The organism is Streptomyces sp. NPDC057302 (genome assembly GCF_042667685.1).
Taxonomy (GTDB): domain Bacteria; phylum Actinomycetota; class Actinomycetes; order Streptomycetales; family Streptomycetaceae; genus Streptomyces.
On record NZ_JBHUZJ010000036.1, the window covers coordinates 59367 to 73709 of the forward strand.

Here is a 14343-nt window from a genome sequence, read left to right on the forward strand (position 1 = left end):
GTCGGTAGCCGTTCACAGTTGTTCGCCCCTTCCCGTGCCCGTGCCCGCTCCGGCCAACTCCAGCTCCGTACCGCCCTGTTCGGGTTCGTCCGGCGGCGGATCCCCGGACCCCCCGCGCCTGCGCACGAACCACACGCCCGCCGCCGCGAGGCCCAGCACCCCGGCCCCGATCCCCGCCACCGCGCCCCACGGCACGAAGCGGGCCGACGCGCTCGCCTTGCCGTGGGCTCCGCCCGCCGCCGTCACCGTGAGGGTGACCTCGACGGAGTCCAGGGCGGGGGCGTCGGTCCACGGCTCCGTCAGGCTGACCCTGCGGCCGGGCAGGAGCTCCATCGCGAGCCTGCGGGGCCCCCGGTCGAGCAGCGGGCCGAAGAGACCCTCCGCGTGGACCGTGAGCCGGGGGGTCAGGACCGTGTTGCCGCGATTGACGACGTCGTACGAGATGCGCCCGTCCCGGACTTTCACGCGCTCCACCGTCAGCGCGGACAGCGTCGGACCGCTCACCCGCAGATGCACGCGGACCCCGGCGTCCCTGCCGCCCTCCCGCGCGACGATCGCCCCGGGGTGGTCGCCCGGCACGGCGCCCTCGGGGACGCTCACGCTGAACGGCACCTCGGCGCGGGTGCGCGGCGGCACCTTCACCTTGCGCTCGGCGAAAGTGATCCAGGAGCCGGTGTCCTTGGGCCTGCCCCGCTCCAGGGCGAACGCGCCGCCCCGGGTGTTGTCCGCGTCCGCGCCGCTCAGCTCCACCGTGCGCGGCTTGGACCCCGGATTGGTGAGGGTGACCGTGTCCTCCAGGACGGAGCCGGGCGTGCCCTCCACGTAGAAGTAGGGCCGCCCGTCCTTCGCGGGCCGTGTCCCTCCTCCCGCAAAGGGCGCGACGGACCACGCTCCGGAGTCGTCGGCGAGCGCCGAGGTCGCCGGCGCCGCGCCCGTCATCAGTAAGGCCACGGCCACGGTGAGGGCACGTGCAACGGACAGCAGCGACGGCATCGGCGGCTCCTGGATCTTCGTACGCCCTGTGCGCGTACGCGTCGTACGCGGCGGTCGGGGACGGAGCGCGCGGTCACCGCGTCCCCGCGACGCCGCGCACCGCGTCTAGCGCGACCGGGCCGCCTGGTTCCTGCGGGTCAGCCAGAGCGCGCCCGCCGCGCCCGCGAGCAGCACCGTGCCGCCGAGGGTGCCGAGCGCGATCGCGGAGTCCGCGGGGCCGGTCTGCGGGAGCTCGTCGCCGCCGGAGGGGGCGCTCGCCGAGCCACCGGAGCCGCTGTCGTCACTGGATCCGCCGGATCCGCCGGAGCCGCCCGTGGTGCCGCCGCCTCCGCCCGATCCCTTCACGTCGAGCGAGAGCGAGGGCTTGGGACTGTTCGACGGCGTGCACGTCGTCGTCGTACCGAGCGCCTTGATGGTCAGGACACCCGCGGTGAAGGTGACCTTGCCGCTCTTCTTGGGCGTGTACGTCCCCGACAGGTCACTGATCTTGATGGGGGTGTTGGCCGGGATCGCCTTGTCGTTGGCCGCCCCGGAGACCGGCACGGTGCCGCTCTCCGCGCCGCCCAGTTTGATGAGCGCGCTCGGCTTCATCGCGCCCTTGCCCAGCTCCACCGGGCTCGACGAGACGCCCTTCTGGAAGGACATGGTGAGTTTGTAGCCGCTGCCGCTCTTGACGCTCTTGACATCGATCGGCGATACCGCGCCCTTGTTGCCGATGGGCGTCTTGCACTGGTAGTTGACGTCCTGGACCTCGGCCTGCGCGGCGGGGGCGGCCATCAGCACCGCCGAGCCGGCCAAGGCCGTGGCGAGCGCGAGCACAGCCGTTCGTTTCTGGTACGACACCTCGAGATCCCCTCATGCCGGTCGTGGCGTGCCGCGGTGCGGATTTACTGACGGCACATCAGATTGGGCGCTCAAGGTACGCCCGGGGCCTTGTCGAGGGAAGACAAAGAACGCGCCGGATCTCAGTGATCCGGCGCGCGTACGAACCGTGGGTAACCCAAGGGGGAACTGAGCGGGCACTGCGCGAGCGCGGCCCGAGTCGTGCACGGCGGCCCTACACGGGCGCGCTCAGCTCCGCCCACACCGTCTTGCCCGAGACTCCCGGGGTGCGGACGACACCCCAGTCCAGGCAGAGCCGCTGGACTATGAACATCCCGTGCCCGCCGGGCCTGCCCGCTCGGTGCGGGGTGCGGGGCGCGGGCTGGCCGGCACCGCGGTCGGACACCTCTATCCGCAGCACCTTGCTGTCGGAGGAGATCCAGAGCTCGTCGGGTCCCTCGGCGTGCAGGCACGCGTTGGTCACCAGCTCCGACACGACGAGGAGGACATCCTCCGCGGCGGCCCGCTGATCGGCGCCGGCCGCGGGCAGCCAGCCCCACGCCTGCAGCGCCTGGCGGGCGAAATCCCGGGCGAGGGGCACTATGCCGCTCGCTCCGTTCAGGCTCAGCCTGCGGACCTGGCGCCCCTGGCGGACCGTGGCCGCAGGAGCGACCTGGTCCACGGGAGCGTCCGCGACGGCGGTCTCGAACTCCGGACCGCGGTCGCCCGGCGAGCAAGGCCGGGTGGTGCTCATCAGCGCTTCACCTCACCGACAAGAGGACTCTGGACAAGGAACGGAACAAGTAGCGGGACGCGCGAAGAGATCATCGGCTGCTCGACCGTTCCTGCTGTTGATTTAACAACGATTCATGTGCGGACCGCTGTCGACGGTTCCAGAGTGTCTCCTGCCCGGCCGAACCGTGAGAACACCCACTTATTCGACGCGACCTGTGTGACGCTGGTAACGCAGTGATCACATAGGGACAACTGACGCGTAACTCTTGAGTACGCTCCGTCAACAGGCCGCCCGGTCAGCCGGCCAACGCCGCTTCCAGCGTCTCGTGGACGGTGAAGACGGCCTCGGCTCCGGTGATCTCGAAGACCCGGGCGACCACCGGCTGCATCGCGGCCAGATGGACTCCGCCGCCCGCGGCCTCGGCCTTCAGCCGGGCCCCCAGCAGGACGTTGAGTCCGGTGGAATCCATGAACTCCAGGCGCGAACAGTCGACGACAAGGCGCGAAAAGCCGTCGTCGAGGCAGGCCTCGAGTGGCTCACGCAACACATCGGCGGTGTGGTGATCCAACTCACCTGCCGGCGTCACGACGACGCTCGGGCCCTCGGCCCGGACTTCGACCAGAAGCCGGCCACCCTGCGCGCTACCGACTGTCCCGCGGTCCATTCCGTCACTCACTTCCGACCTTCGTGGCTGATGACGACGTCCCTGAACATTACGCCTTCCTCACGCCCTCGGGTACCCGAACATCCCCCCGAATTCGGACATTTAGCCGCACAACGCACTTGCGACCGGGCTGTGGAAACGGGTAGGGGTAGAAGAGACAGTAATCAACACGGACGGCTTTGGAGGCGCCGCACACCGCAGTGCACGTATTGGCATCGGCAGCCATATGCCGAGAACGATGGAGGACACCATGTCACCCCGGCTCGACGAATCGCGCACTGACCGAGCGACGTCGACACTCTCACCGAACCGTATCGAGACCGAGATCCCGGGTCCCCGCACGGAAGCTTCGCCGGACGATTTTCCGGCCCTGACGGCCGTACCGGAGACGGAAGCCCTCGAAGGGCTCGCCGACCTGCCTGAGATCCCGCCGTTCGACGAGGTGGGACCGCTGGATGCGAGGGCTCTGTCCAAGACCCTCTTCGAACGCCTCGAGTCGCTCGAGGAAGGCACGCACGAGTACGCGTACGTGCGCAACACCCTCGTCGAACTCAACCTCGCCCTGGTCAAGTTCGCCGCCTCCCGGTTCCGCTCCCGCAGCGAGCCGATGGAGGACATCATCCAGGTCGGCACCATCGGCCTGATCAAGGCGATCGACCGCTTCGAGCTCAGCCGCGGCGTCGAGTTCCCCACCTTCGCGATGCCGACCATCGTCGGCGAGATCAAGCGCTTCTTCCGCGACACGAGCTGGTCGGTGCGCGTGCCGCGCCGCCTTCAGGAACTCCGACTGGACCTCGCCAAGGCGGGCGACGAACTCGCCCAGCAATTCGATCGCGCCCCTACGGTGGGCGAGCTCGCCGAGCGCCTGGGCATCTCCAACGACGAGGTCGTCGAGGGCATGGCCGCGTCCAACGCCTACACGGCGAGCTCGCTGGACGCCCAGCCCGAGGAGGACGACTCCGAGGGCGCGCTCGCGGACCGGATCGGCTACGAGGACCACGGGCTCGAAGGCATCGAGTACGTCGAGTCGCTGAAGCCGCTGATCGCCGAGCTGCCCGCGCGTGACCGCAAGATCCTCTCGCTCCGCTTCGTCGCCAACATGACGCAGTCGGAGATAGGCGACGAGCTGGGCATCTCGCAGATGCACGTCTCGCGGCTGCTGTCGCGCACTCTCGTCAAGCTCCGCAAGGGATTGACCGTCGACGAGTGAGGTGTCTCGCCGCTCGGCGTTTTCGCGGGCCACCTGGACCGCCGCTTCGCGACGGATCGTTCCCACCCACCCACCCGTTTGCCCCGTGGTTCAGGGGCTGACGGGTGGGTTGTCGTTTTGCCGGGCTCTACGGCTCCAGCGCCGCCGCCACCGCCGCCTCCGCGTGCAGCCTCGTCGTCGGGAAGACCGGGACCGGGCTGTGTTCCTGACCGATCAGCAGATCGATCTCCGTGCAGCCGAGAATCACGCCCTCAGCTCCTTCCCGTACGAGATCGTCGATGACCCTCTGGTACCCAGCGCGCGACTCCTCACGCACCACCCCCAGGCACAACTCCTCGTAGATCACCCGGTGCACCAGCGCGCGCCCTTGCGCGTCCGGCACCAGCACGTCGAGGCCGCGCGCGGCCAGCCGGTCCCGGTAGAAGTCCTGCTCCATGGTGAAGGCCGTGCCGAGCAGCCCCACGCGCCGTACGCCGCTTCCCAGCACCGCGTCGGCGGTCGCGTCCGCGAGGTGCAGGAGCGGCACGGAGAGAGCCGCCTGGACCTGTTCGGCGACCTTGTGCATGGTGTTGGTGCAGATCAGCACGAGATCGGCGCCGGCCGCCTCGACCCCCTCGGCGGCCCGCGCGAGCACCTCCCCGGCCTGCTCCCACTCCCCCGCCGCCTGGAGCCGCTCGATCTCGGCGAAGTCGACGGAGTACAGCACGCAGCGGGCGGAGTGCAGGCCGCCGAGGCGCTCACGCACGAGTTCATTGAGCAGCCGGTAGTACTCGGCGCTGGACTCCCAGCTCATGCCGCCCAGCAGCCCGATCGTCTTCATCGGCTTCACAGCTGCTCCCTCGGTGGGTTCGGGGTCTGAGCGGCCAGCTCCAGGACCGCGGGGATCTCGGTGAACGCGGCGTCCATGTGGGCGACCAGGGCCGCGCGGTCCTGGCGTCCGCCCGCGGACCACTCCTTGAGCGCGCCTCGCCAGGCCGAGAGCATCAGTTCCAGGAGGAGCCTGACCCGCAGCGGGTTCAGGTTCGCGCGCGACGTCGCGCCCAGCCCGTCACCGACGATCCCGACGACCTCGTCGGTGACGTCCGCGCAGTGCCGCAGGCTGTGCGCGTTGAGCGCGGGCGTGGCATCGGCCAGGGCGCGGCTCGCCAGGAAGCGGCGCTCCCAGCCCTCCTCCATGCCCGCCACGGCCGCGTACAGCGACCGTTCGAAGAGGGCGAGCAGGGGCTGTCCGTCGACGGGCCGCCGCTCGGCGATGTCGTCGGCGTAGGCCCGCCAGAGCTCCCGCTCCGGCGCCAGTGCGACGTCCTCCTTCGAGGCGAACGTACGGAAGAAGGTGCGCTTGGAGACCTCGACGGCCTCGACGAGCTCGTCGAGCGTGGCTGCCGCGAACCCCTTGGCGGAGAACAGTTCGAGGGCCGCCTCGACCAGGGCCCGTCGCGTACGCAGCTTCTTCCGCTCCCGCAGCGGCAGTTCGCCCGGACCGCCGTCCTTCTCGCGGACCTTCTCCTTCTCGTTCTCGCCATCCGTCATGGCCGTCACCCTAACCCTCTCCGCCCCCCGTGGGCATTCGCCTCTTGATGCCTTATGCCACTCAGTGGCACTATCGGTCGCATGAGAGCACTCACGATCGACCACTCCGCCCCCGGCCACCTCGCCCTGAGCGAGGTCCCCGACCCGGAACCCGCCTCCCACCAGGCACTCGTCCGCATCCACTCCTTCTCCGTCAACCACGGGGAGGCCGCGTTCGTCGTCCCGAACGGCGAGGAGGGCGCCGTCCCCGGCTGGGACGCCGCGGGAGTCGTCGTGCGCGCAGCCGCCGACGGCTCCGGGCCCGCGCCCGGCACCCGGGTCCTCACACTCGGACTCGGCGGGGCCTGGGCCGAACTGCGGGCCGTGGACACGGAGTTGATGGGTACGGTGCCCGAGGGCGCGGACCTGGGAGCGGCAGGCGCGCTGCCGGTGGCCGCCGGGTCGGCGCTGCGGGCGCTGCGGCGGCTCGGGCCGATCCTGGGGCGCCGGGTGCTCGTGACGGGGGCGGGCGGCGGTGTGGGGAGGTTCGCGGTGCAGCTCGCGGCGCGCGGTGGCGCGCATGTCGTGGCGGCGACGAGCGACCCCGCCAAGGGCGAGGCACTGACCCGCCTCGGCGCCCACGAGGTCGTGGCGGGCGACGCCCTGAAGCTCGTCGAGCCGGTCCATGGGGTGATCGACGTGGTGGGTGGCCCGCAACTGGTGGACGCCTACGCCGCGTTGGCGCCGCACGGCACGCTGGTGGCCGTCGGCCACAGCTCGGGCGTCGGCGAGGACTTCCCGTTCGGCGCCCTCTTCGGGGACGCCGGCCGCCACGACCGCTCGCTCACCACGTTCTTCCTGATGGACGACGCCAACGGCCTCGGCGCCGACCTCGACTGGCTCGCCTCACTGGTCGCCCGCGGCGAACTGGACCCCCAGATCGGCCACCGCGACGACTGGAGCCGCACCGGCGAGGCACTGGCCGCGCTGCTCGCCCGGGAGGTCGCGGGCAAGGCGGTCCTGGACATCCCGGTGACAGCGGCGGCCGTCTAGACGGCCCAGACCCGCGTTCGGCGGCGCGACGGTAGGGGCCGCACCAGGGGAGCGGCGCTGACGCCGACGGGGCGGTCCCTCGGCGGCCTGGCCGGGCCGCGCCCCGTCTCGTCGCCGCGGCCCGCCCGACGGCGGCGCGTGCGTCGAGGTAGCCGCGCGCATACCGCCCGCCCCGCGGGACTGTCCTGCGACCGGCATCAAGCCACCCGCGCGCCCCTGCGCCACACCTCGCTCACCAGCGGGACGCCCGGCCGGTAGGCCAGGTGGACGTGGCTCGGGGCGGCGAGGAACGCCAGGTCCGCGCGGGCGCCCTCGCGGACGACGCCGATGTCCGTGCGGCGCAGGGCCGCCGCGCCGCCCGCCGTCGCCGACCAGATCGCCTCGTCCGGGGTCATGCCCATGTCCCGTACGGCGAGGGCGATGCAGAAGGGGACGGAGGACGTGAAGGAGGAGCCCGGGTTGCAGTCCGTGGAGAGGGCCACCGTCGCGCCCGCGTCGATGATGCGGCGGGCGTCGGGCCACTGGGCGCGGGTGGAGAACTCCGCGCCGGGCAGGAGCGTCGCCACCGTGTCGCTGTTCGCCAGCGCGTCCACGTCCGCGTCCGTGAGGTGCGTGCAGTGGTCGGCGCTCGCCGCGTCCAGCTCCACCGCGAGCTGCACGCCGGGGCCGTACGAGAGCTGGTTGGCGTGGATGCGGGGGTGCAGGCCCTTGGCCTTGCCGGCCGTCAGGATCGCGCGGGCCTGGTCGCCGTCGAAGGCGCCCTTCTCGCAGAAGACGTCGATCCAGCGGGCGTGGGGGGCGCAGGCGTCCAGCATCTCGCCGGTGACCAGCTCCACGTACGCCGCCGGGTCCTCGGCGTAGTCCGGGGAGACGATGTGGGCGCCGAGGAACGTCACCTCGTCGGTGTGGGCCGCCGCGATGCGCAGCGCTCGGGCCTCGTCCTCCGTGTTCAGGCCGTAGCCCGACTTCGTCTCGAAGGTGGTCGTGCCCTGGCGGAGGGCTTCGCGGAGGTAGTGGGTGAGGTTCGCTTCGAGGGCCTCGTCGGTGGCGGCGCGGGTCGCCGCGACCGTGGTGCGGATGCCTCCGGCGGAGTAGGCGCGGCCCGACATGCGGGCGTTGAACTCCTGGGTGCGGTCGCCCGCGAAGACGAGGTGGGAGTGGGAGTCGACGAAGCCGGGGATGGCCGCCCGGCCCTGGGCGTCGTGGGTCGTGTCCGCTGCGGGCGCCTTGGCGGCGGGGCCTACCCAGGCGATCTTTTCGCCGTCCAGGACTACGGCTGCGTCCGTGAGGAGGCCCAGGGGGGTGCCGTCCCCTTGCGCGGGGTCGTTGGTGACGAGGCTGGCGATGTTGGTGATGAGGGTGGTGGGCATGCGGGGGCCTCCTAGGGGGCTTGGGGGACAGCCTTCTCTTCCCCGACCCCGCCCCTTCCCGAAAACCCGCCGGCGCGGGGGCCTTGGTTGCCGTCATCACCGGCTCCGCCGAGTTCGTCCTCAATCGCCGGACGGGCTGAATTTCCTGGGGGCGGGGTTGGGGGCAACTTCACTCTCTGAGCGCCGCGATCGCCTCCGTCAGAGCCAGGGCCACATCCCCCACCAGCACATGCTCCCCGTCCCGTACGACATGGCGACCCCCCACCACCGTGTGGCGGACGTCCGCCGCCGTCGCCGCGAAAACCGCCGTCTCGGCGGCGAGGCGCGGCAGTGGGCCCGCCGTGCGGACGGAGTCAAGGGCGAGGGTCGCGAAGTCGGCGAGCGCGCCCGTCTCGATGGCGCCCGCGTCCGCCCAGCCCAGCGCCGCATGCCCGTCGGCGGTGGCCGCCCGCAGCAGCGCCGCCGCCGTCCAGTGGCCCCGCGTGTGCGAGCGCAGGCGCTCGTTCAGTTCCATGGCGCGGGCCTCTTCGAGAATGTCGATGACCGCGTGGCTGTCGCTGCCCAGGGAGAGCGGGCTGCCCGCCCGTTGCAGCAGGACCGCCGGGCCGATGCCGTCCGCCAGGTCCCGCTCCGTCGTCGGGCACATGCACGTGCCCGTCGTCGTGCGGCCGAGCAGCGCGATGTCCTCGTCCGTGAGGTGGGTGTTGTGGACCCCTGTGGTGCGCGGGCCGAGCACCCCGTGGTCCGACAGGAGCCGCGTCGGCGTACGGCCGTGCACCGCCAGGCACGCCTCGTTCTCCGCCTTCTGTTCGGAGAGGTGCACGTGCAGGGGCGCCTGCCGGGCCGACGCCCATTGCGTCACCGCGCCCAACTGCCGTGCGGGGACCGCCCGTACGGAGTGGATCGCCGCGCCGATGCGGGCGTGGTCGCGGTCCTTGAGCGCCGATGCCCGCTCCGCCCACTCCTGCGTCGTCCCGTCGGAGAAGCGCAGCTGGTGGCGGTCCGGGGCCTTGCCCCGGGCCTCCGACAGCAGCCCGGAGGCCACGTACGCCGTGTCCAGGAGCGTGATGCGGATGCCCGCGTCGGCCGCCGCCTGGATCAGCGCCTCGCCCATCGCGTTGGGATCCGCGTACGCGACACCGCCGGGCGCGTGGTGCAGGTAGTGGAACTCGCCCACCGCCGTGATGCCCGCCAGCGCCATCTCCGCGTACACCGCGCGGGCAAGCGCGTGGTACGTCTCCGGCGTGAGGCGGTCCGCCACCGAGTACATGACCTCGCGCCACGTCCAGAACGTGCCCGAGCCCACCTGGACCGTGCCGCGCAGCGCCCGGTGGAAGGCGTGCGAGTGGGTGTTGGCCAGACCCGGGAGCGTCAGGCCCCGCAGGACCGTCGCGCCGGGCGGGGGCGCCTCGACGCCCCTGCGGACGGTTGTGATGCGGTCGCCCGTCACCTCCACCGCCACGCCCGGCTCGACATTCGTGTCGAGCCAGGCGTGCTCCAGCCAGTACGTGGCCGCCTTCGCCGTATCCGTCGTCACCTGCACGCCAGCCCTTCCAGTACGTCGGCCAGTGCGGTCACCCCTGCGACGCAGTCGTCCTCGGCGGCGAACTCGGCCGGGGAGTGCGAGATGCCCGTGGGGTTCCGTACGAACAGCATGGCGGTGGGGATCGATCCGGACAAAATGCCTGCGTCGTGTCCGGCGCCCGTTCCGAGGACCGGGAGCGCCTTTCCGGCCCTTGTGCCGAGGATCGTGCCCAGCTCGTCCCGCAGGGCGTGCTCGAACTCGACCACCGACGTGAAGGACTCGCGGACGACGTCCAGGTCGATGCCGTGCCGGTCCGCGTACTCACGGGCCGCCTTCTCGATGCCCGTCACGACCGTGTCCAGCGTCGACTGGTCCGCCGCGCGGGAGTCCAGCCAGCCCCTGACCAGGGACGGGATCGCGTTGACGCCGTTCGGCTCGACCGCGATCTTGCCGAAGGTGGCCACCGCTCCCGCCAGTTCGGCCTCCCTGCGGGCCGCCAGGACCGTCTCCGCGTACGACAGCATCGGATCGCGGCGGTCCACCAGGCGGGTGGTGCCCGCGTGGTTGGCCTCGCCCCTGAAGTCGAAACGCCAGCGGCCGTGCGGCCAGATGGCGGAGGCGATACCCACGGGGTCGCCCGTGAGGTCCAGGGCGCGGCCCTGTTCCACGTGCAGCTCCACGAACGCGCCGATGCGGGCCAGGCGTTCGGGGTCGGGGCCGATCGCCGTCGGGTCGTATCCGGCCGCCTCCATCGCCTGCGGCAGCGTGACGCCGGACGCGTCCGTCAACTCGTACGCCTTCTCGCGCGTCAGCTGCCCGGCGGTCAGGCGCGAGCCCACGCAGGCCAGGCCGAAGCGGGCGCCCTCCTCGTCGCCGAAGTTGGTGATGGCGAGGGGGCGGTTGAACGACACCTTGCGTGCGCGGAGTTCGTCGAGCGCCGCGAAGGACGTGACGACACCCAGCGGGCCGTCGAAGGCGCCGCCGTCCGGGACGGAGTCCAGGTGGGAGCCGGTGACGACCGCGTCGCCCCGGGCGGGGTCGCCGAGCCAGGCCCACTGGTTGCCGTTGCGGTCGACCTCGTGGTCCAGGCCGCGCGCCTCCGCCTGCGCCTGGAACCACAGGCGGCACTCGGCGTCGGCGCCGGTCCAGGCGTAGCGGCGGTAGCCGCCGGAGGCGTCGCTGCGGCCGATGGGCCGCAGCGAGCGCCACATGGCGTGGAAGGTGTCGCTCACGCGGTGCCGTCCTCGCGCATCGGGATCCGTACGCCCTTCTCGTCCGCCACCGACTCCGCGATGTCGTAGCCCGCGTCCACGTGCCGGATGACGCCCATGCCGGGGTCGTTCGTGAGGACGCGGCGGATCTTCTCACCGGCCAGCTTCGTGCCGTCGGCCACCGAGACCTGGCCCGCGTGGATGGAGCGGCCCATGCCGACGCCGCCGCCGTGGTGGATGGAGACCCAGGAGGCGCCGGACGCGACGTTCACCATGGCGTTCAGGAGCGGCCAGTCGGCGATCGCGTCGGAGCCGTCGAGCATGGCCTCGGTCTCGCGGTACGGGGATGCCACCGAGCCGCAGTCCAGGTGGTCGCGGCCGATGGCGAGGGGGGCGGCGAGGGTGCCGTTGCCGACCATGTCGTTGAACATGTCGCCGGCCTTGTCGCGCTCGCCCTGGCCCAGCCAGCAGATGCGCGCGGGCAGGCCCTGGAAGTGGACCCGCTCCCCCGCCATCTTGATCCAGCGGTGCAGGGATTCGTTCTCCGGGAAGAGGTCCAGGAGCGCCTTGTCCGTCTTGTGGATGTCCGATGCCTCACCGGAGAGCGCGGCCCAGCGGAACGGGCCCTTGCCCTCGCAGAAGAGCGGGCGGATGTAGGCGGGGACGAAGCCGGGGAAGGCGAACGCGCGGTCGTAGCCCGCGAGTTGGGCCTCGCCGCGGATCGAGTTGCCGTAGTCGAAGACCTCGGCGCCCGCGTCCATGAAGCCGACCATCGCCTCGACGTGCGTGGCCATCGACTCACGCGCGCGGGTGGTGAAGCCCGCCGGGTCCTTGGCCGCGTAGGCCGCCATGTCGTCGAAGTCGACGCCGGTGGGGAGGTAGGCGAGGGGGTCGTGGGCCGAGGTCTGGTCCGTGACGATGTCGATCGGGGCGCCCTCGGCGAGCATGCGCGGGAGGAGGTCCGCCGCGTTGCCGAGCAGGCCGATGGAGAGGGGCTTGCGCGCGTCCCTGGCTTCCACGGCGAGCTGGAGCGCGTGCTGAAGGGAGTCGGCCTTCACGTCCAGGTACTTGTGCTCGATGCGGCGCTCGATGGCGCGCGGGTCGACGTCGATACAGATCGCGACGCCGTCGTTCATCGTCACGGCGAGGGGCTGGGCGCCGCCCATGCCGCCGAGACCGGCGGTGAGGGTGATCGTGCCCGCGAGCGTGCCGTTGAACTTCTTCGCGGCGACGGCGGCGAACGTCTCGTACGTGCCCTGGAGGATGCCCTGCGTGCCGATGTAGATCCACGAACCGGCGGTCATCTGCCCGTACATCGTGAGGCCGAGGGCCTCAAGGCGCCGGAACTCCTCCCAGTTCGCCCAGTCGCCCACGAGGTTGGAGTTGGCGATCAGGACGCGCGGAGCCCACTCGTGGGTCTGCATGACGCCGACCGGGCGGCCGGACTGGACGAGCATCGTCTCGTCCTGCTTGAGGGTCTTGAGCGTGCGCACCATCGCGTCGAAGGAGCGCCAGTCGCGGGCGGCCTTGCCCGTGCCGCCGTAGACGACGAGCTTGTCGGGGTGCTCGGCGACCTCGGGGTCGAGGTTGTTCTGGAGCATGCGCAGGGCGGCTTCCTGCTGCCATCCCAGGGCGCTCAGTTCCGTACCGCGCGGTGCCCGTACGGGGCGGGGTCCTGACATGGCGATGCCTCCTCGCGTGAAGCTCTGCTGACGAGCTCGTGATGCGCTGCTGTGACCTTGTTATTCACATCCTGCGATGTTGAATAGAGCTAGTCAATACGTTGACGGGGCAGCGGGGGCGCGTCACGGATGATTGGCTGGAACACATGAGCGATCAGGGCGCGGAGACCACACACGTACTCGCACGCGCATCCGAGGCGGGCCAGGACTCCGGAACTGGGCGGGAGGCGGACCCCGCCGTCCGGCGTGACCAGGCGATCCGCGCCGCCGTCGAGCAGGGCCTCGTCGACCCCGCGGCCCCCATCGTCGGCCTCCTGGACGTCACCGGCATCCGCTCGGCCGCCTCCTCCCTGCGCGCCGCCTTCGAGGCGGTCACCCCGCCCGGCACCCCCGTCCTGCACGCCTTCGCGGTCAAGGCATCGCCCCTGGTCCCCGTCCTGCGCCTGCTGCGCGACGCGGGCATCGGCGCCGAGGTGGCCAGCCCCGGCGAGCTGGCCCTGGCGCGGGCCGCCGGGGTGCCGCCCACGCACACCGTCCTCGACTCGCCCGCGAAGACCCCGGCCGAGCTGCGCGAGGCCCTGGCGCTCGGCATCGCGGTGAACGCGGACAACCCGCAGGAGCTCGCCCGCATCGACGCGATGACCCGCTCGGCGCCCACCCGCTCCCCCGTCGGCCTGCGCGTGAACCCGCAGATCGGCGGCGGCTCCATCGGCGCCCTGTCCACCGCGACGGCGACCTCCAAGTTCGGCGTCGCGCTGCGCGACGAGGGCGCCCGCGAGTGGATCGTCCAGGCGTATCTGGACCGTCCCTGGCTGACCCGGCTGCACGCCCACTCCGGGTCGCAGGGCATGCCCCTCGAACTGATGGTGCGGGGCGTCTCGGCGACGTACGAGCTGGCCGAGGAGATCAACGAACGGGCGGGGCGGCAGCAGATCGACACGATCGACATCGGTGGCGGCCTGCCCGTCAACTTCGGCTCGGACGAGGAGAGCCCGACGCACGCGCAGTACGCGCGCCGCCTGAAGTCCCGCGTGCCGGGGCTGCTCGACGGGCGGTACGGCCTGGTCACCGAGTTCGGCCGCTCGCTGCTCGCCAAGCACGGCACGATCCTGGCCCGCGTCGAGTACGCCAAGACGGCGGGCACCCGGCCCATCGCGGTGACGCACGCGGGCGTCCAGGTCGCGGCGCGCACGGTGTACGCGCCCGCGTCCTGGCCGCTGCGCATCGCCGCGTTCGACGCGAAGGGCCTGCCCAAGAGCGGCCCGCCCGTCGGCCAGGACATCGCGGGCCCGGCCTGCTTCGCGGGCGACCTGCTCGCCGAGAACCGTCCGCTCCCGCTGCTCGAACAGGGCGACTACGCGGCGGTCCTGGACACGGGCGCCTACTACTTCGCGCACCACTACTCGTACAACAGCCTTGCCAGGCCCGGGATCTACGGCTTCGTGGCGAGGCAGGGCGAACAGGTCGCCTTCGCCACCGTCCGGGAGCCGCAGAGCCTGGAGGAGATCGTCGCCGAGTCCGGGGGCGCGCACCGGGACGCGCTGCGCCAGCTCTGAACTTCCTCAACT

13 protein-coding genes are annotated in these 14343 nt (G+C 71.8%); 3 read left to right on the top strand and 10 right to left on the bottom strand.

Annotated elements, in window-relative coordinates; translation table 11 throughout:
* Window positions 1-12: 12 nt before the first annotated feature.
* The 4 genes from ACFUPX_RS24335 to ACFUPX_RS24350 form a co-directional block, all read right to left on the bottom strand.
* Window positions 13-993, bottom strand: a complete 981-nt coding sequence (locus ACFUPX_RS24335) for a hypothetical protein (protein WP_383326290.1) — start codon at window positions 991-993, stop codon at window positions 13-15.
* A gap of 105 nt (window positions 994-1098) precedes the next feature.
* Complete coding sequence (locus ACFUPX_RS24340; RefSeq protein WP_383326292.1) at window positions 1099-1836, bottom strand: LPXTG cell wall anchor domain-containing protein; 738 nt, start codon at window positions 1834-1836, stop codon at window positions 1099-1101.
* Window positions 1837-2050: 214 nt separating this feature from the next.
* Window positions 2051-2569 carry an ATP-binding protein gene (locus ACFUPX_RS24345; RefSeq protein ID WP_383326295.1) on the bottom strand — a complete coding sequence of 173 codons (519 nt, stop codon included), beginning with the start codon at window positions 2567-2569 and terminating at the stop codon, window positions 2051-2053.
* Between the two features lie 277 nt (window positions 2570-2846).
* Window positions 2847-3215, bottom strand: a complete 369-nt coding sequence (locus ACFUPX_RS24350) for an STAS domain-containing protein (RefSeq protein WP_383326298.1) — start codon at window positions 3213-3215, stop codon at window positions 2847-2849.
* A gap of 250 nt (window positions 3216-3465) precedes the next feature.
* Between ACFUPX_RS24350 and ACFUPX_RS24355 the strand changes: the two genes are divergently transcribed.
* On the top strand, window positions 3466-4425 hold the full coding sequence (locus tag ACFUPX_RS24355; RefSeq protein ID WP_383326377.1) for an RNA polymerase sigma factor SigF: 960 nt from the start codon (window positions 3466-3468) through the stop codon (window positions 4423-4425).
* 127 nt (window positions 4426-4552) lie between these two features.
* On the opposite strand, the gene ACFUPX_RS24360 is transcribed toward ACFUPX_RS24355, so the two are convergent.
* The gene (locus tag ACFUPX_RS24360; RefSeq protein ID WP_383326380.1) at window positions 4553-5245 is read right to left on the bottom strand and encodes an aspartate/glutamate racemase family protein; all 693 of its coding nucleotides are present in this window, start codon (window positions 5243-5245) and stop codon (window positions 4553-4555) included.
* 5 nt (window positions 5246-5250) lie between these two features.
* Window positions 5251-5955 carry a TetR/AcrR family transcriptional regulator gene (locus ACFUPX_RS24365; RefSeq protein WP_383326302.1) on the bottom strand — a complete coding sequence of 235 codons (705 nt, stop codon included), beginning with the start codon at window positions 5953-5955 and terminating at the stop codon, window positions 5251-5253.
* Window positions 5956-6036: 81 nt separating this feature from the next.
* On the opposite strand from ACFUPX_RS24365, the gene ACFUPX_RS24370 reads away from it, so the two are divergent.
* Window positions 6037-6987 carry a zinc-binding dehydrogenase gene (locus ACFUPX_RS24370; protein ID WP_383326305.1) on the top strand — a complete coding sequence of 317 codons (951 nt, stop codon included), beginning with the start codon at window positions 6037-6039 and terminating at the stop codon, window positions 6985-6987.
* A 197-nt stretch (window positions 6988-7184) separates the two neighbouring features.
* Here the strand turns inward: ACFUPX_RS24370 and hutI are convergent, their stop codons facing one another.
* The 4 genes from hutI to hutU form a co-directional block, all read right to left on the bottom strand.
* Window positions 7185-8357, bottom strand: a complete 1173-nt coding sequence (gene hutI, locus ACFUPX_RS24375; RefSeq protein WP_383326308.1) for an imidazolonepropionase — start codon at window positions 8355-8357, stop codon at window positions 7185-7187.
* A gap of 169 nt (window positions 8358-8526) precedes the next feature.
* Entirely contained in the window at window positions 8527-9894 is a 1368-nt protein-coding gene (locus tag ACFUPX_RS24380) for a formimidoylglutamate deiminase (RefSeq protein WP_383326311.1), read from the bottom strand.
* Window positions 9891-11093, bottom strand: a complete 1203-nt coding sequence (locus tag ACFUPX_RS24385; protein ID WP_383326383.1) for an allantoate amidohydrolase — start codon at window positions 11091-11093, stop codon at window positions 9891-9893. The genes ACFUPX_RS24380 and ACFUPX_RS24385 overlap by 4 nt, the downstream gene beginning before the upstream one ends.
* A gap of 17 nt (window positions 11094-11110) precedes the next feature.
* Window positions 11111-12775: a urocanate hydratase gene (hutU, locus tag ACFUPX_RS24390; protein WP_383326314.1), complete on the bottom strand. Its 1665-nt coding sequence runs from the start codon at window positions 12773-12775 to the stop codon at window positions 11111-11113.
* Window positions 12776-12921: 146 nt separating this feature from the next.
* On the opposite strand from hutU, the gene ACFUPX_RS24395 reads away from it, so the two are divergent.
* Complete coding sequence (locus tag ACFUPX_RS24395) at window positions 12922-14331, top strand: diaminopimelate decarboxylase (protein ID WP_383326317.1); 1410 nt, start codon at window positions 12922-12924, stop codon at window positions 14329-14331.
* Window positions 14332-14343 lie beyond the last annotated feature (12 nt).